This is a genomic window from Aeromonas sp. Y311-2 (assembly GCF_027706025.1).
GTDB lineage: Bacteria > Pseudomonadota > Gammaproteobacteria > Enterobacterales > Aeromonadaceae > Aeromonas > Aeromonas veronii.
The window spans coordinates 202,340-218,069 of record NZ_JAPDCL010000004.1 but is presented as its reverse complement, the minus strand read 5'-3'; the positions used below and the strand labels follow the sequence as shown (position 1 = coordinate 218,069).

Annotated in this window: 15 protein-coding genes, 1 tRNA gene and 1 pseudogene; 15 read left to right on the top strand and 2 right to left on the bottom strand. The window is 61.9% G+C overall.

Annotated features, from left to right (window positions below; translation table 11 throughout):
- From exeD to exeN, 12 genes and pseudogenes are all read left to right on the top strand, one after another.
- Entirely contained in the window at positions 1–2,040 is a 2,040-nt protein-coding gene (gene exeD, locus OKC42_RS06175) for a GspD family T2SS secretin variant ExeD (RefSeq protein ID WP_270659011.1), read from the top strand.
- Complete coding sequence (gene exeE / locus OKC42_RS06170; RefSeq protein ID WP_270819246.1) at positions 2,040–3,545, top strand: GspE family T2SS ATPase variant ExeE; 1,506 nt, start codon at positions 2,040–2,042, stop codon at positions 3,543–3,545. Before exeD ends, exeE begins: the two co-directional genes overlap by 1 nt.
- Before the next feature lies 1 nt (position 3,546).
- Entirely contained in the window at positions 3,547–4,767 is a 1,221-nt protein-coding gene (gene exeF, locus OKC42_RS06165; RefSeq protein ID WP_005338296.1) for a GspF family T2SS innner membrane protein variant ExeF, read from the top strand.
- 97 nt (positions 4,768–4,864) lie between these two features.
- The gene (exeG, locus tag OKC42_RS06160; RefSeq protein WP_005338297.1) at positions 4,865–5,296 is read left to right on the top strand and encodes a GspG family T2SS major pseudopilin variant ExeG; all 432 of its coding nucleotides are present in this window, start codon (positions 4,865–4,867) and stop codon (positions 5,294–5,296) included.
- A gap of 47 nt (positions 5,297–5,343) precedes the next feature.
- A complete protein-coding gene (locus OKC42_RS22680; protein WP_443111661.1) occupies positions 5,344–5,463 on the top strand; it encodes a type IV pilus modification PilV family protein in 120 nt (39 codons plus the stop codon).
- Positions 5,460–6,020 (top strand): GspH family T2SS minor pseudopilin variant ExeH, encoded by a 561-nt coding sequence (gene exeH, locus OKC42_RS06155; protein ID WP_270819245.1) that lies wholly within the window; start codon positions 5,460–5,462, stop codon positions 6,018–6,020. Before OKC42_RS22680 ends, exeH begins: the two co-directional genes overlap by 4 nt.
- A gap of 82 nt (positions 6,021–6,102) precedes the next feature.
- Complete coding sequence (gene exeI / locus OKC42_RS06150; protein WP_201952061.1) at positions 6,103–6,462, top strand: GspI family T2SS minor pseudopilin variant ExeI; 360 nt, start codon at positions 6,103–6,105, stop codon at positions 6,460–6,462.
- Positions 6,459–7,106: pseudogene (gene gspJ / locus OKC42_RS06145) on the top strand (type II secretion system minor pseudopilin GspJ); the annotation flags it as partial. The gene exeI and the pseudogene gspJ, both read left to right, overlap by 4 nt.
- A gap of 121 nt (positions 7,107–7,227) precedes the next feature.
- Positions 7,228–8,229: a GspK family T2SS minor pseudopilin variant ExeK gene (gene exeK, locus OKC42_RS06140; protein WP_270819243.1), complete on the top strand. Its 1,002-nt coding sequence runs from the start codon at positions 7,228–7,230 to the stop codon at positions 8,227–8,229.
- A gap of 122 nt (positions 8,230–8,351) precedes the next feature.
- Complete coding sequence (exeL, locus tag OKC42_RS06135) at positions 8,352–9,536, top strand: GspL family type II secretion system protein ExeL (protein WP_270819242.1); 1,185 nt, start codon at positions 8,352–8,354, stop codon at positions 9,534–9,536.
- Positions 9,533–10,024, top strand: a complete 492-nt coding sequence (exeM, locus tag OKC42_RS06130; RefSeq protein ID WP_005338305.1) for a GspM family type II secretion system protein ExeM — start codon at positions 9,533–9,535, stop codon at positions 10,022–10,024. The genes exeL and exeM overlap by 4 nt, the downstream gene beginning before the upstream one ends.
- Complete coding sequence (exeN, locus tag OKC42_RS06125) at positions 10,021–10,788, top strand: GspN family type II secretion system protein ExeN (protein ID WP_270819241.1); 768 nt, start codon at positions 10,021–10,023, stop codon at positions 10,786–10,788. The genes exeM and exeN overlap by 4 nt, the downstream gene beginning before the upstream one ends.
- 139 nt (positions 10,789–10,927) lie before the next feature.
- Here the strand turns inward: exeN and OKC42_RS06120 are convergent.
- Positions 10,928–11,015: transfer RNA gene (locus OKC42_RS06120), tRNA-Ser, on the bottom strand.
- Positions 11,016–11,223: 208 nt separating this feature from the next.
- Here OKC42_RS06120 and OKC42_RS06115 point away from each other — a divergent pair.
- The 3 genes from OKC42_RS06115 to OKC42_RS06105 all read left to right on the top strand — a co-directional run bounded on the left by OKC42_RS06115 (position 11,224) and on the right by OKC42_RS06105 (position 14,670).
- Positions 11,224–11,880: a Bax inhibitor-1/YccA family protein gene (locus OKC42_RS06115; RefSeq protein WP_005338308.1), complete on the top strand. Its 657-nt coding sequence runs from the start codon at positions 11,224–11,226 to the stop codon at positions 11,878–11,880.
- A gap of 249 nt (positions 11,881–12,129) precedes the next feature.
- Positions 12,130–14,295, top strand: a complete 2,166-nt coding sequence (gene yccS / locus OKC42_RS06110) for a YccS family putative transporter (protein ID WP_118854162.1) — start codon at positions 12,130–12,132, stop codon at positions 14,293–14,295.
- Between the two features lie 24 nt (positions 14,296–14,319).
- Positions 14,320–14,670: a TusE/DsrC/DsvC family sulfur relay protein gene (locus OKC42_RS06105; RefSeq protein WP_019446869.1), complete on the top strand. Its 351-nt coding sequence runs from the start codon at positions 14,320–14,322 to the stop codon at positions 14,668–14,670.
- Positions 14,671–14,783: 113 nt separating this feature from the next.
- On the opposite strand, the gene OKC42_RS06100 is transcribed toward OKC42_RS06105, so the two are convergent.
- On the bottom strand, positions 14,784–15,698 hold the full coding sequence (locus OKC42_RS06100) for a Gfo/Idh/MocA family protein (protein WP_270819239.1): 915 nt from the start codon (positions 15,696–15,698) through the stop codon (positions 14,784–14,786).
- Positions 15,699–15,730: the final 32 nt, after the last annotated feature.

The window sequence follows — 15,730 nt, the reverse complement described above, 5'->3', positions numbered from 1 at the left end:
ATGACCACTAAAGGGAAAAGCTGGCGTCTGGCCACTATCGCAGCGGCACTGATGATGGCGGGCTCAGCCTGGGCCACCGAATACTCTGCCAGTTTCAAGAACGCCGACATTGAAGAGTTCATCAATACGGTGGGCAAGAACCTCAATAAAACCATCATCATAGAGCCCTCGGTGCGCGGCAAGATCAATGTTCGCAGCTACGACCTGCTCAATGAGGAGCAGTACTACCAGTTCTTCCTGAGCGTGCTCGACGTCTACGGCTTTGCCGTGGTGCCGATGGACAACGGGGTGCTCAAGGTGCTGCGCTCGCGGGATGCCAAGACCTCCGCCATTCCGGTGGTGGATGGCAGCAACCCGGGCATGGGCGACGAGATGGTGACTAGAGTCGTGCCGGTGCGCAACGTCTCGGTCCGTGAACTGGCGCCGCTGCTGCGCCAGCTCAACGACAACGCCGGTGGTGGCAACGTGGTGCACTACGAGCCCTCCAACGTGCTGCTGATCACCGGCCGCGCCGCCGTGGTCAATCGTCTGGTAGAGGTGGTGAACCGGGTCGACCGCGCAGGCGATCAGGATGTGGACATCATCAAGCTCAAGTTTGCCTCGGCGGGGGAAATGGTGCGGCTGGTAACCAACCTCAACAAGGATGGCAACCCGCAGGGCGGCACCGCCTCCCTGCTGCTCTCCCCCAAGGTGGTGGCCGACGAGCGCACCAACTCGGTGGTAGTGAGTGGTGAGCCGAAAGCGCGCGCCCGCATCATCCAGATGATGCGCCAGCTCGACCGCGACCTGCAGAGCCAGGGCAACACCCGGGTCTTCTACCTCAAATATGGCAAGGCCAAAGACATGGTCGAGGTGCTCAAGGGGGTCAGCTCCAGCATCGAGGCCGACAAGAAGGGCGGCGGCGCAACCACAGGTGGCGCCAGCATCGGCGGTGGCAAGCTGGCCATCTCCGCTGACGAGACCACCAATGCGCTGGTCATCACCGCCCAGCCGGACGTGATGTCCGAACTGGAGCAGGTGGTGGCCAAGCTCGATATCCGCCGCGCCCAGGTGCTGGTGGAGGCGATCATCGTCGAGATGCAGGATGGCGACGGCCTCACCCTTGGCGTCCAGTGGGGCAATGCCAACGGTGGTGGCACCCAGTTCACCAACTCCGGTCTGCCCCTCGGCAGCGCCATTGCGGCGGGCAAGGATTACCAGAATGGCAAGACCGACACCGCTGCCGGTCTGCTGAAAGAGTTCAACGGCATGGCCGCCGGTTTCTATCACGGCGACTGGGCCATGCTGGCCACGGCGCTGGCCTCCAATACCAAGAACGATATTCTCTCCACCCCGAGTATCGTCACCATGGATAACAAGGAGGCCTCCTTCAACGTCGGTCAGGAGGTCCCGGTCCAGAGCGGTTCGCAAAGCTCCACCACCAGCGATCAGGTGTTCAACACCATCGAGCGCAAGACGGTGGGCACCAAGCTGGTGGTGACCCCGCAGATCAACGAAGGGGATTCGGTGCTGCTCAATATCGAGCAGGAGGTCTCCAGCGTCGCCCAGACCCAGGCGACCGGTACTGCCAACCTTGGCCCCACTTTCGATACCCGTACCGTCAAGAATGCGGTGCTGGTGAAAAGTGGCGAAACTGTGGTGCTGGGCGGTTTGATGGACGAACAGACCAAGGAGCAGGTCTCCAAGGTGCCCTTGCTTGGCGATATCCCGGTGCTGGGCTATCTGTTCCGCTCCACCTCCAACACCACCTCCAAGCGCAACCTGATGGTCTTTATCCGGCCAACCATCTTGCGTGATGCGGACGTCTATACCGGTGTCTCCAGCAACAAATACAGCCTGTTCCGCGCCGAGCAGCTCAATGCCGCCTCGCAGGAGGGGTATCTCACCTCCCCCGCCCGTCAGGTATTGCCTGCCTATGGCCAGGATGTGATGGTGTCGCCCGAGCTGCAAAAAGAGATCCAGAAGCAGATCAACGAGATGCGGAGCAGACAGCAAAGCACTGCCGAGACCACCACCCCGTTTGTGCAGAGTAAGCCCTGATGAGTGCCTACCATCTGGATGGAAGCGTCGGGCCTGCGCCACTGCCCGAGCTCCCCTTTGTCTTTGCCCGCAATTTCGGGGTGATCCTGATTGAGCGGGACGGCGCCCCCGTGCTGCAGTGCCGCCCTGGCGTCACCCCGCAGGCCCTGCTGGAAGTGCGGCGGGTCGCGGGTTGCAGCTTCGCGGTGGAGCAACTCGACAACGAGGCCTTCGAAGAGCTGCTGATGGCTCACTACCAGCGCGACTCCTCCGAGGCGCGCCAGCTGATGGAAGATCTCGGCAACGAGATGGACTTCTTCGCGCTGGCCGAAGAGCTGCCGCAAAGCGAAGATCTGCTGGATGCCGATGACGATGCCCCCATCATTCGCCTCATCAACGCCATGCTGAGCGAGGCGATAAAAGAAGAGGCCTCCGATATCCATATCGAGACCTTCGAGCGAGCACTGGTGATCCGCTTTCGCATCGACGGGGTGCTGCGGGAGATCCTGCGCCCCCATCGCAAGCTGGCCTCACTGCTGGTCTCGCGGATCAAGGTGATGTCGCGAATGGATATCGCCGAGAAGCGGGTACCGCAGGATGGCCGTATCTCGTTGCGGATCGGCGGCCGCGCCGTCGACGTGCGGGTCTCCACCATGCCGTCCAGCTACGGCGAGCGGGTAGTACTGCGTCTGCTCGACAAGAACAACGTGCGCCTCGAGCTCAAGCAGCTGGGGATGACCGCGGCCAACCGCACCATCATCAGCGAGCTCATTCGCAAGCCCCACGGCATTATTCTGGTCACCGGCCCGACCGGTTCCGGTAAATCCACCACCCTCTATGCGGCGCTGTCTGAAATCAACTCGCGGGATCGCAACATCCTGACGGTGGAAGACCCCATCGAATATGACCTCGAGGGGGTGGGCCAGACCCAGGTCAACACCAAGGTGGACATGACCTTCGCCCGCGGCCTGCGCGCCATCTTGCGTCAGGATCCGGATGTGGTGATGGTGGGGGAAATTCGTGACCTCGAGACCGCCCAGATTGCGGTGCAGGCGTCGCTGACCGGTCACCTGGTGATGTCGACCCTGCACACCAACACAGCCATCGGCGCTATCACCCGGATGCGGGACATGGGGATCGAACCCTTCCTGCTCTCATCGTCCCTGCTGGCGGTGCTGGCCCAGCGGCTGGTGCGCACCCTCTGCCCCGATTGCCGTGCCCCGCGCCCCATCACCGAGCAGGAGCGCCTCGCCATGGGCATCGAGCTGGCCCCCGATCAGCAGGTGTGGCGTCCGGTTGGATGCGAGCTGTGCAACCACTCCGGCTACCGTGGCCGGACCGGCATCCACGAGCTGGTGGTGATCGACGAAGCGGTGCGTGAAGCCATTCACAGCGCCAGCGGCGAGCTCGCCATCGAGCGGCTGATCCGCGGCCACACCCCCAGCATCCGCCGCGACGGTATCGACAAGGTCCTCAAGGGGCAGACCAGCCTCGAAGAGGTACTGCGCGTGACCCGGGAAGATTGAGATGGCGGCATTCGAATACAAGGCCCTCGATAACAAGGGGCGCAGCAAGAGCGGCGTGATGGAGGGGGATTCCGCCCGTCAGGTGCGCCAGCTGCTGCGCGAACAGGGGCTCACTCCCCTCGAGGTGAACGAGACCACCGAGAAGGCGAAACGGGAAGCGACCCGCTTCGCCCTGTTTCGTCGTGGTGCCAGCACTGCCGAGCTGGCCCTGATCACTCGCCAGCTGGCCACTCTGGTGGGCGCCGGTCTCACCATCGAAGAGGCGCTCAAAGCGGTAGCCGAGCAGTGCGAAAAGGCCCACTTGCGCTCTCTGGTGGCGACCGTGCGCAGCAAGGTGGTGGAAGGCTATTCGCTGGCCGACTCGCTGGGGGCTTTTCCCCATGTGTTCGACCAGCTGTTTCGCTCCATGGTGGCGGCCGGTGAAAAATCGGGCCATCTGGAGAAGGTGCTCAACCGCCTCGCCGACTACACCGAACAGCGCCAGCATATGCGCACCAAGCTGCTGCAGGCGATGATCTACCCCATCGTGCTCACCTGCGTTGCCATCGGGGTTATTTCGATCCTGCTTACCGCCGTGGTACCCAAGGTGGTGGCCCAGTTTGAACACATGGGTCAACAGCTACCAGGCACCACCCGCTTTCTCATCGGTACCAGCGAACTGATGCAGGCCTACGGCCTCTGGTTCCTGCTGCTGATCTTCCTTGGCAGCTTTGTCTGGCGCTGGTGGCTCACCGATGAAAAGCGCCGCCGACGCTGGCATCAGGTGCTGCTCGGCCTGCCGGTGATTGGCCGGGTCAGCCGCGGTCTCAACACCGCCCGCTTCGCCCGTACTTTAAGCATCCTCAACGCCAGTGCGGTACCGCTGCTGGAGGGGATGAAGATCTCCGGCGAAGTGCTCTCCAACGACTTTGCCAGAATGCGCATTCTCGAGGCTGCCGAACGGGTGCGCGAGGGGACCAGTCTGCGCAAGTCGCTGACCGAGACCAAGATTTTCCCGCCCATGATGCTGCACATGATCGCCTCCGGCGAGCAGAGCGGCGAGCTCGACAGCATGCTGGAGCGGGCGGCGGACAACCAGGATCGGGAGTTTGAATCCCAGGTCAACATCGCCCTCGGGGTGTTCGAACCCATGCTGGTGGTCTCCATGGCCGGGGTGGTGCTGTTTATCGTGATGTCGATCCTGCAGCCGATCCTCGAGCTCAACAATATGGTGAATATGTAAGTTTCCGGTGTTCGGTGGCGCCGCTGGCAGCCCGTCGAACCCACCCAGTGATCACTCTCTGATGGGCCATCCCATCTCATTCGTTACGGAGCAACTCATGAACAAACGTCGTCAATCCGGTTTTACCCTGCTGGAAGTCATGGTGGTCATTGTGATCCTCGGCATTCTGGCCAGTCTGGTGGTGCCCAACCTGATGGGCAACAAGGAAAAGGCTGACCAGCAGAAAGCGGTCTCCGATATCGTGGCGCTGGAAAACGCCCTCGACATGTACAAGCTGGACAACAACCGCTACCCGACCACAGAACAGGGTCTGGACGCGCTGGTGACCAAGCCTTCTATCGATCCGGCGCCGCGCAGCTACCGCGATGGCGGCTACATCAAGCGCCTGCCGCAAGATCCCTGGGGCAACCCGTACCAACTGCTGAGCCCGGGCCAGTTTGGCAAGATCGACATCTTCTCCATGGGTCTGGATGGTGAAGCCGGTACCGATGACGACATCGGCAACTGGAACCTGAAGGATTTCCAATAAGTGATATGTCGCCAGCGCATTCACTCCGCCTTGCTGGAGCAGCCTGAATGAAGGCTGCGCCATCTGCTCGTCGCCAATCCGGCTTTACCCTGCTGGAGGTGCTGCTCATTGCCATGTTGATGGATCGGCTTGAGGCTACCGCTATTCAGTTGAGGCTGGCGCCATGAAACAGAGTCGCCAATCCGGCTTTACTCTGCTGGAAGTGTTGCTGGTCGCCATGCTGATGGGGCTGGTGGCCACCGCCGTCACTCTCAGCATGGGAGGCGCCAGAGGAGATCGGAAGCTGGACAAGCAGGCGCGTCGCCTGATGGCGACGCTGCAGCTGGCGCAGGAGTATGCGGTGATGGATGGTCGGCTGGTGGGTATTCGCATCGAGGATAACGGCTGGCAGTTTATGCAGCGTCAGGCCAAAGATCGCAAGTGGCTGGCCCTGACTGGCGACAAGCAGCTGGGGCCGGTACAACTGGCCGAGAACATGACGCTGGCGCTGGAGCTGGAAGGCTTTGGCTGGCAGCCGGATCCCGATGAGAAAACCGAACAGAAGCGCGACGAGAAGGAGCGTACTCCTCAGTTGCTCATCTTCCCGGGCGGCGAGCTGAGCCCGTTCGTGCTCACCTTCACCCAGCAGGATGACGATGCCCGCTACACCCGCATCGTCAAGGGGGACGAGTTCGGCCGCCTCACCCTGCTCACCGGCGATGAAGATGAAGAGGTGAGCGAATGAACGCCCGCGGCATGACGTTGTTTGAGAAAGGTGTGATGGTGGCGCTACTTCTGTGCCAACCACACCCTCAACAGGTGGCACGATGAACGCGCGTGGCATGACCTTACTCGAAGTGATGGTGGCGCTGGCCGTCTTTGCCATCGCGGGTCTCGCGGTAATGAAAACCGCCAGCGAACACCTCTCGGTCCTCAACTATCTGGAGCAGAAGACACTCGCCACCTGGGTGGTGGAGAACCAGCTGGTGCAACAGAAGCTCGAGAACAAGTGGCCTGGTGACAGCTGGGTGGAAGGGGATGAGCAGATGGCGGGCAGCACCTGGTACTGGCGCTATCGCGGCGTCGCCACCGCCGACAACAACTTCCGGGCGCTCGATATGGAAGTGCGCACCGAGGCCAAGGCCGAGAACCCGGTCGCCATGCTGCGGACCTATATCAGCCGATGACCCAGCACGTTGCCCGCACGCCTCGTACCGTCCGTCACGCCGGTTTTACCCTGCTCGAAATGCTGGTGGCGATCGCCATCTTCGCCACTCTCAGCATGGGCGCCTATCAGGTGCTGCAAGGGGTGCTCACCAGCGACGAGGTAGCCAAGCGCAAGGAGGTCCGCCTCAACGAATTGCAGCTCGCCTTCACCCTGCTGGAGCGAGACATCACCCAGATGGTGCCGCGCAGCGGTCGCATCGAGGGGGAGAACAACAAGGTGCTGCTTGCGGCCTCCCGCTTCGGCCAGCAGAGCGATGACTGGGGCATGGCCTTTATGCGCAGCGGCTGGCTCAACCCGGACGGCATGCTGCCCCGCTCCCATCTGCAACGGGTCGGTTGGCGCCTCAAGGATCAGAAGCTGGAGCGCCTGAGCTATCTCTATCCGGATCCGGTGATCGGCACCGAGCCGCGCATCCAGCCGGTGCTGACGGGGGTCACGGCGTTTCGCCTCTACTTCTTCGACAAGGGCAACTGGAAAGAGGAGTGGACCCAGCGCAGCGTGCTGCCCCACGGGCTGGCAGTGGAGCTGGATCTGGAAGATTACGGCACCATTCGCCGCCAGTTCCTGATTGGTGCCGGTGGCCAGCGCGCCGAAGAGAACAGCCAGAGCAGCAATCCCGACCAAGGTGGCAACAACAACAACAACAACAACAACAACAACAACAACGGGAACAACGGCAATACCAATGGCAGTAATGGTGACAGCCAGAACGGAGGGGGCGCCAATGCGGGCTAATCTCGCCGCTCCCGGTCGCCAGCGCGGCATGGCGCTGCTGGTGGTGCTGCTGATCCTCTCGGTGATGGTGATCATTGCCAGCAATATGAGCGGCCGCCTGCAGCTTGAGCTGCGCCGCACCGCCAACATCACCACCGGCAAACAGGCATGGTGGTATGCCCTCTCGGCGGAAGCGCTGGTGAGCAAGGTGCTGACGCAGGATTTCAAGGACAACCCCGAGGTTGTCAACCTCAGCCAGAACTGGGCCCGCAAGAACACTGTGTTTCCGGTGGACGATGGCCAGCTCAAGGGCGAGGTGACCGACCTGCAATCCTGCTTCAACCTCAACAGCCTGAGCGTGGCCTCCAAGACGGGAAGCGGCGAGGAGCTGGCGCAGCAACCCTATCCGGTGCAGGTGTTTCGCGAACTGCTCAAACAGCTAGCGATGGATGATTACGAGGCGGCCCAGCTCACCGATGCCATCCGTGACTGGACTGACAAGGATACGGTGCTGGTCTCCAGCCTTGGCGCAGAGGACGCCTATTACGAGGGGCTCAAGCCACCCTATCTGACCGCCAACCAGTGGATGCTGGGCAAGGATGAGCTGAGGGCGGTGCGCGGGGTGACTGCCAGGGTCTATGCCAAACTGGCCCCCTATGTCTGCACCCTGCCCAACGACAAGTTGAAGATCAATATCAATACCCTTGCCCCCCAGCGCCCCGAGCTGCTGGTCGCCCTCTATCTGGGCACTATCGGGCTGGATGACGCCAAGCGGGTGCTGAACGAGCGGCCACAGAAGGGGTGGAAAGAGAGCAAGCTGATGACAGACATGCTCGCTCCGGTCGATTCGGTGAAAGGATTGAAAGAAGCGCTGGTGGTCAAGAGCGACTTCTTCGAAGCCCGAGTCGTGGCCGAGGTCGGCGACAACCGGGCCTGGCTCGAAACCCTGTTCCAGCGGGGCAAGGACAATAAACTGGTGATGCTGCGCCGCCTCAGTAGCGGCGCCGAATAAACAGCGCACCTGCAGGCCATCGCCTGCGGGTACGAGAGATGTTGGATGCAGCCTGCGGGCTGCGCACCGGTTGCCAGGGCGCACAACGCCCTTTGCAAACCGGTATCGCAGGAGAGAGATGCGTGAGCGAAAGTCTGGTCATCCGACTGGGGACCAATAAACAACAACCCGTGGCCTGGCTGGTCTGGTCCGGTCAGGAGCAGGAGATCATCGCCTCCGGCACCCTGCCCTCGGCCGATGCCCTGAGCGAGCTACAGGAGCGGGCCGGTGGCCGCCCCGTGGTCACGCTAGTGCCGGGCAGCGATCTGATCTTCAGGCGCGTCACCCTGCCGGGTCGCTACAACCGCCAGTCGGCGGCGGCCCTCCCCTACCTGCTGGAGGAGCAGATCGCCTCCGACGTGGATGAGCTCCATCTGGTGGTGCTGGCCCATGAGGGCCAGCAGGTGGATCTGATGGCGGTGGATCGGCAGAAGATGGCCGAGTGGCTCGGCTGGCTCGATGCCGCTGGCCTCAAGAGCCTGCAACTGCTGCCCGATGTGCTGGCGCTGCCACAGGCCGCTGATGGCTGGTCTGCGCTGCAACTCGGCAATGAGTGGCTGGTGCGCCAGGGCCCCTGTCAGGGGATCGTCGCCGACGAGCCGCTGCTGGCTATCTTGCTGGCAACCGAAGCGGAGCCGGTCACCATCCACAGCCACACACCGGTGCCCGCCATTGCCACCGCCAACTGGCAGGCGGCGGAGCCCGAACTCCCCATGCTGCTGCTGGCCAAGGGGGCCCTCACCTGCCGGGCCAACCTGCTGACCGGCCCTTACCGGCCGCAGACCGAATATGCCCGCTACTGGTTGCAGTGGCGCAAGGTAGCCATCACCGCCGGTCTGTTGCTGCTGGTGGCCCTCGGCCAGCGCGGCGTGCAACTCTATCAGCTCACCGAGCAGGACAAGGCCCTCAAGGCGGAGATCCGCGCCGTCTATACCCGCATCTTCCCGGGTGAGAGCCGCATCGTGAACGTGCGCAGCCAGATGAACCAGCATCTGCAACAGATGGGACAGGCCCCGCAAAACGGCGTGCTGCTGATGCTCACCGAGCTGGCCCCCACCTTTGCCGAAGTCCCCGGCCTGAAACCACAGGTGATGCGCTTTGATGCCAGTCGCCGCGAGCTGCGACTGCAGGTGACCGCCCCCGGCTTTGCCGAGATCGAGCGGTTCCGCGAGCTGGCCGGCAAGCAATTCGAGGTACAGCAAGGCGAGGTGCGCAGCACCGAGGGCAAGGTAGAGGGCGCACTGGTGCTCAAGGGTAAATCATCATGATGGAAAAATTGCAGAGCTGGTGGCACGGCATCACAGCACGGGAACAGCGGCTGGTGGTCGCAGGCGGCGTTCTGCTGCTGGTTGGTCTCTTCTACTGGAGCGTCTGGCAGCCCATCGCCAACCGCATCGCGGAGCGGGAGCGGCAGGTGCAAAACCAGCAGCAGACCCTCGCCTGGCTCAAGGAGAAAGGTGAAGAGGTGCTGGCCATGCAGGGTGGCTCGGGTCGCCAGATCGATACCAGCGGCACCCTGGAAGGGGTGGTCAACCGCACCGCCTTCAACCACAAGATCAAGATTGCCCGGCTGCAACCCCAGGCGCAGGAGCTGCAAGTGTGGATCGACACGGTCCAGTTCGATGACTTGCTGCTCTGGCTCTCCACTCTGGTGGAGCAGCACGGCATTCAGGTTCAAATCATCGAGATCGCCCGCGAGGATCTGGCCCCGGGTCTGGTCAAGGTCAGACGTTTGCAGTTGAGTCGTCCACAATGAAAAAACGCATCCTGATTGCCAGCCTGTTTCTGGCCGCCTATCTGCTCTTCCTGCTGGCCACCCTGCCCGCGGCACTGGTGGCTCGCCATCTGCCGCTGCCTGCCAACGTCGCCAGTCTGCTGAAACTGGAAGGGGTGAGCGGCACCCTCTGGAGTGGCCAGATTGCCCGACTGCAATATGCCAGCGAATCGGTGAACCAGCTACGCTGGGATCTCAACGGCTGGTCGCTGCTGCGCTTCGCCCCCGAAGTGGCCATACGCTTTGGCGATCGCAACGGCCTCAATGGTCAGGGCGTTGTCGGCTGGAATGGCGCAGCCTTCGGCCGGGATCTGACCCTCAACGCCCCCGCCCCCTGGTTGCTGAGCCGGGTACCGATGCGCCTGCCGATCCCGATCTCCGTCACCGGCCAGCTGCAGCTCAAAGTGGAGCAATTTGCCCAGGGCAACCCCTGGTGCGACAACCTCTACGGCAACCTCGACTGGTACAACGCCAGCGCCGATACCCCGGCGGGCAAGCTGGATCTGGCCGATCCTGAGCTGAAGCTCACCTGCCTCGACTCCAAACTGGTGGCAGAACTCAAGCAGGGCTCCGATGCGGTGCAGACCATGGGTCGCCTCGAACTGCAACCCAATGGCCAATACCTGTTCCAGGGCACCCTGAAACCGGGCCCGGCCCTGCCAGAGCAGATGCAGCAGGGGCTCCCCTTCCTCGGCCAGCCTGACAGTCAGGGCCGCTTCCCCCTGCGCTATCAGGGGCGGATCTAAGCCATCATTCAAGGTGAAAATGGCTCAGGGACAACCCGAGCCATTTATATCGTCCATGTGACGTGTCCGTTGAAATACCAGATACGGCAGATACAAAAAAGCCCAAGCGATTGAATCGCTTGGGCTTTCTCTTTGAATATGGCGGAGGAGGTGGGATTTGAACCCACGGATGGTCGCCCATCGCCGGTTTTCAAGACCGGTGCATTCAGCCGCTCTGCCACCCCTCCGAACGGCGTGCATACTACGCTAAGCCCTTGTTCATATGCAATACATATTTCCTGTGGGATAGTGTGCGGGAGCAAAATGGCAGGTGGCTTGAAATTGTTCCTCGTCATCCCTATTTGTTCTACATACAATGCGTAAACATGCAGTAACAAACAGCGATCACGAGGCGGCTGCTCGCCGTCTCACCCGGACATCAAGAGGACACCCAAGATGGATACCCGTTCTATCTACACTGGCACCCAAAGTGCCGTACGCGATACCAACAAGGTGCTGCGTAACACCTATATGCTGCTCTCCCTCACTCTGGGCTTCTCTGCCGTGGTGGCGGGGGTCGCTACCGTGATGAACATGCCGCCGCTGCACTGGGCCGTGTTCCTGATCGGTGTCTACGGTCTGATGTTCCTGACCGAGAAGAATCGCAACAACGGCATGGGGCTGGTCTTCACCTTCGCCCTGACCGGTCTGCTGGGCTATAGCCTGGGCCCCATCATCAACATGTACATGAACAATGGTGGTGGCGAGATCGTGATGACCGCCCTTGGCGGCACCGCGCTCACCTTCTTCGGTCTGTCGGCCTATGCCCTGACCACCAAGCGTGACCTCTCTTTCATCGGCGGCATGCTGTTCGTCGGTTTCTGGGTACTGCTGGTGGCCATGATTGCCAACATCTTCCTGCAGATGAGCGCCCTGAGCCTGGCCCTGTCCGCCATGTTCATGCTCTTCTCCTCCGGTGCCATCCTGCTGACTACCCAGCAGATCGTGCGCGGCGGCGAGACCAACTACATCTCCGCCACCGTCACCCTGTATGTCTCCATCTACAACATCTTCCTGAGCTTGCTGAGCCTGCTTGGCGGCAACCGCAACTAATCAGAAACCCCGCTTCGGCGGGGTTTTTATTGGCTCCTCTTTCTGTCAGGATAAGTTGTAAATCAAGGATATGAAGCGAAGTGGCCCTGATTTGGATCAGGGCCACTTCGCGCTTGGCGAGTTACTATCTCGCTCTCGTTTCGATCAAGGGTTTCACCTGTCTCATGCCGATGGATCTCTCTGGCCTGCTGCGCCGACTGCTGATTGATAGTCACATCGATTTTGCTTCGCTCAAGGGTGGTGCCTAGCATGCCCATGGAATTCTCCGGTTTGTTACGCCGACTGCTGACCGATAGTCACATCTACTTCGCCCTCAAGGTGCTGCTGGCCATTCTCGGTCTGCTCGCCTTCACCCTGGCCACCGGCAATATCCAGCTCACCGTGCTGCTCTCTCTCGGGGTAGTGGCGGGCGCCATCGCCGAAACCGACGACAGCCTGTGGGGACGCCTTAAAAACCTCGCCATGACGCTCATCTGCTTCATGTTTGCGTCCCTCTGTGTGCAGTATCTCTACCCCACCCCCTGGCTGTTTGCCATCGGGCTGGCCAGCTCCACCTTTATCTTCGTGATGGTGGGGGCGCTCGGTGCCCGCTATGCCACCATCAGCTTCGGCTCGCTGCTGATCGCCATCTACACCATGCTGGGCGCCGCCAAGGCGCCGGATCTCTTCTACCAGCCGCTGGCCCTCGGCGCCGGCGCCCTCTGGTACGGGCTGGTCTCGTTTATCTGGCTCTGGCTGCTGCCCTACAAGACCCTGCACGAGCAGCTGGCCCAGAGCTACTTCGCCCTTGGTCGCTACCTGCTGGAAAAGTCCCGCTTCTTCCCGGCGGACGAGCACGGCGCCCAGGCCATTCGCCACAATCTGGCCCAGCTCAACATCAATCTGGTGAGCGCGCTGACCCTCACCAAATCGGCCCTCAACGCCCGCCTGAGCCGCCGCCATCCGGCGAGCCCGGAGCTTGCCAGCCTGCTGCGCCTCTATCTGCTGGCGCTGGAAATTCACGAGCGTGCCACCTCCAGCCACTACCCCTACAGCCGGCTGGAAGCAGAGCTCAAGCAGGGCATCGTACTGGAAGGATTTCAGGAGGTGTTTCTGCAACTCTCCGAGGCGTGCCAGCGGCTCGGTTACGCCATTCTGGTGCACAAGCCCTACGCCCATAACAAGCGCATTCACTGGACGCTGGAGGCCCTTGGCGATCAGCTGGAGTTCACCAATCTCAAGCAGCACTACCCGAAAACCCTGCTGACGCCGATGAAGTTCCTGCGCCGCAATCTGGCCAGCATCAACCAGTTGCTCGGTAGCGCCGAAGTGCTGCAAAACCCCGAACAGCCAGAGCAGGAGCTGCCCGCGCTGGCGCGCCCGCCCCGCCTGCCGCTGCTGGCCCAACTCAAGCAGCACCTCACCTTGCACTCCATGGTGTTTCGCCATGCGCTGCGTTTGTCACTCGGGCTGGTGATCGGCTACGGCATACTGCAAGCCTTTGATCTGGAAAAGGGCTACTGGATTTTGCTGACCGTGCTGTTTGTCTGCCAGCCCAGCTACAGCGCCACCCGCCGCCGACTGGTGCAACGGATGCTCGGCACCTTCGCCGGCATACTGGTGGGTATTCCGGTGCTCTGGCTCTTCCCCGAGCTGCACGTTCAGTTGGTGGTGATGGGACTGGCCGCCTTCCTCTTCTTCACCCAAGTGCGCAACAACTACAGCGCCGCGGTCTGCTTTATCACCCTCTACGTGCTGATGGCGTTCAACCTGCTTGATGGCATCGGCTTTGCCATTCTGGGGCCACGGCTGCTCGATACCCTGCTCGGCTGCCTGATCTCCTACGGGCTGGTGGCCTGGCTCTGGCCGGACTGGCAGTACAAGCGGCTGCCAACGCTGATCGCCAATTCGCTCTCAGCCAACGCCCGCTACCTATCGGCGGTGCTGGCAAGCCTCAAGCAGCAGCGGGACGAGTCCATCGACTATCGGGTGGCGCGCAAGAGCGCCCATCTGGCGGACAGCGAGCTGGCTACCGCCTGGCAAAGCATGCTGGTGGAGCCGCAAAAGCGCCGCCGCTTCCTCGATCTCTGCTTTACCCTCACCTGGCGCAACCACGCCCTGCTCTCCTACATCTCGGCGCTGGGGGCTCATCGCGACAAACTGGAGGCCATCAGCGGGCTGGATGAGGTGCGCCACCATATCTGCCACACCCTGGAGCAGGCCGCTGGCCATCTGGCAGGCAACCCCTCCAGCTCCATCGGCGGTCAGTGCCCCCTTCTTTGCACGGACAGCAGCCCGGACAGCAGCGAGGAGCAGCTGATGCTGACCCAGCAGCTCAACCTGATCAGCGAGCTGGCGGATCAGCTGCTGCATCTGGCCAACGAGAGCCGGTTGCTCACCGGGGATCAAGGCGCTACCATGCCCGCCCAATCCTGATAGCCCCATTAGCGAGGAGCCCCCATGTCTGCGTCCGAAAAACATCAGCTGGAATTCAACGGCCAACTCATCGAGACCGATGCCAAGGGCTACCTGCTCAACAGCAACGACTGGAGCGAGGAGCTGGCGCTGGTGCTGGCTGCGCAGGAGGGGATCACGCTTGAGGAGCCGCACTGGGAAGTGGTGCGCTTTGTGCGCGCCTTCTATCTGGAGTTCAACACCTCCCCCGCCATCCGCGCGCTGGTCAAGGCAATGGAGAAGCAGTACGGCCCCGAGAAAGGCAACAGCCGCTATCTCTACAAGCTGTTCCCGGAAGGGCCAGCCAAGCAGGCGACCAAGATTGGCGGCCTGCCCAAACCGGTGAAGTGCATCTGATCCCATGCATCTCATCCCATAACAACGGGGGGCCGCAACTGCGGCCCCCCGTTGTTTTTGATGCGCTACCTTCGCGCACCTCCCATTCATATATCTCAGGCTGCCAGCCAGCCTTATTCCCGCTTGTCAGCCAGCGCCACCAGCTGCTCCGCCAGCCGATGACCGTGCAGGTAGGAGGCGATCAGCTCGCTATCTGCCTTGCCGATCTCAATCTGCTGATACCAGTGCTCCAGCATGGCGGCAAAGCCGCGCTGGGCCAGCACCGGCTGCCAGTCGCTGGGGCTAAGCATCTGCGCCTGCTTGTCGCGGGCGATGCTGCCGCGGGTGCAGTTCTCAAGGTGCAGGGAGAGGTTGTCGCCGTAGGCATCGATGCGCTCCTCGGTGATCCCGGCGCTGCGGTTCATGCTGCCGCTGATGGCGCGATCGCCGCTCTGCCAGCTGACGCTTACCCCGGCCAACAGGCTGTGGTCCTTCGCATCCGGTCGCAAGACCGCATGAAAGTCGCCGCCCGGCACGCTGCCATAGAAACAGAGGCTGTCGAGCACATGGATAAAGTCGTCGAACATAAAATCCCGCGCCTTGCCCGGCAGGGCGAAGCGGTGTTTCTGCCAGTTGAGCTCGGTAAGCGGCTGGGCCCGCGCCTCGGCCATGGCGGGCAGATAGCGGCGGTTGAAGCCGGTAAAGAGGGGGCAATCTTGCGCGATAGCGAGGTTGGCCAGCGCTTCTGCCTCGGCCAGATTGCCGCACAGGGGCTTGTCGACAAAGGTGGGGAGCCCTGAGCGCAGGCACTGCTCGGCCAACTCGCGGTGAACGGCGGTGGCGGCGTGGATCATCACGGCATCGGGGCGGCTGGCCAGCATGGCCGCCACATCGGTAAAACACTCGGCGATCCGATACTGGCGGGCCAGCTTTTCCAGCACTGCCGGATTGCGGGTGCAGAGCAGCGGGGTGACCCGCTCATCGCTCGCCAGCAGCGGCAGATAGGCTTTTTGGGCGATATCCCCCAGACCAATCATGGCAATGCGCATCTCAACTCCTTTTCACTCGATAACGGGACAAG

Excerpts from the sequence above, each read along its gene's own strand:
- exeD (WP_270659011.1), top strand. The coding sequence starts at position 1 with ATGACCACTAAAGGGAAAAGCTGGCGTCTGGCCACTATCGCAGCGGCA.
- exeE (WP_270819246.1), top strand. The coding sequence starts at position 2,040 with ATGAGTGCCTACCATCTGGATGGAAGCGTCGGGCCTGCGCCACTGCCC.
- exeF (WP_005338296.1), top strand. The coding sequence starts at position 3,547 with ATGGCGGCATTCGAATACAAGGCCCTCGATAACAAGGGGCGCAGCAAG.
- exeG (WP_005338297.1), top strand. The coding sequence starts at position 4,865 with ATGAACAAACGTCGTCAATCCGGTTTTACCCTGCTGGAAGTCATGGTG.
- OKC42_RS22680 (WP_443111661.1), top strand. The coding sequence starts at position 5,344 with ATGAAGGCTGCGCCATCTGCTCGTCGCCAATCCGGCTTTACCCTGCTG.
- exeH (WP_270819245.1), top strand. The coding sequence starts at position 5,460 with ATGAAACAGAGTCGCCAATCCGGCTTTACTCTGCTGGAAGTGTTGCTG.
- exeI (WP_201952061.1), top strand. The coding sequence starts at position 6,103 with ATGAACGCGCGTGGCATGACCTTACTCGAAGTGATGGTGGCGCTGGCC.
- exeK (WP_270819243.1), top strand. The coding sequence starts at position 7,228 with ATGCGGGCTAATCTCGCCGCTCCCGGTCGCCAGCGCGGCATGGCGCTG.
- exeM (WP_005338305.1), top strand. The coding sequence starts at position 9,533 with ATGATGGAAAAATTGCAGAGCTGGTGGCACGGCATCACAGCACGGGAA.
- exeN (WP_270819241.1), top strand. The coding sequence starts at position 10,021 with ATGAAAAAACGCATCCTGATTGCCAGCCTGTTTCTGGCCGCCTATCTG.
- OKC42_RS06115 (WP_005338308.1), top strand. The coding sequence starts at position 11,224 with ATGGATACCCGTTCTATCTACACTGGCACCCAAAGTGCCGTACGCGAT.
- yccS (WP_118854162.1), top strand. The coding sequence starts at position 12,130 with ATGCCCATGGAATTCTCCGGTTTGTTACGCCGACTGCTGACCGATAGT.
- OKC42_RS06105 (WP_019446869.1), top strand. The coding sequence starts at position 14,320 with ATGTCTGCGTCCGAAAAACATCAGCTGGAATTCAACGGCCAACTCATC.
- OKC42_RS06100 (WP_270819239.1), bottom strand. The coding sequence starts at position 15,698 with ATGCGCATTGCCATGATTGGTCTGGGGGATATCGCCCAAAAAGCCTAT.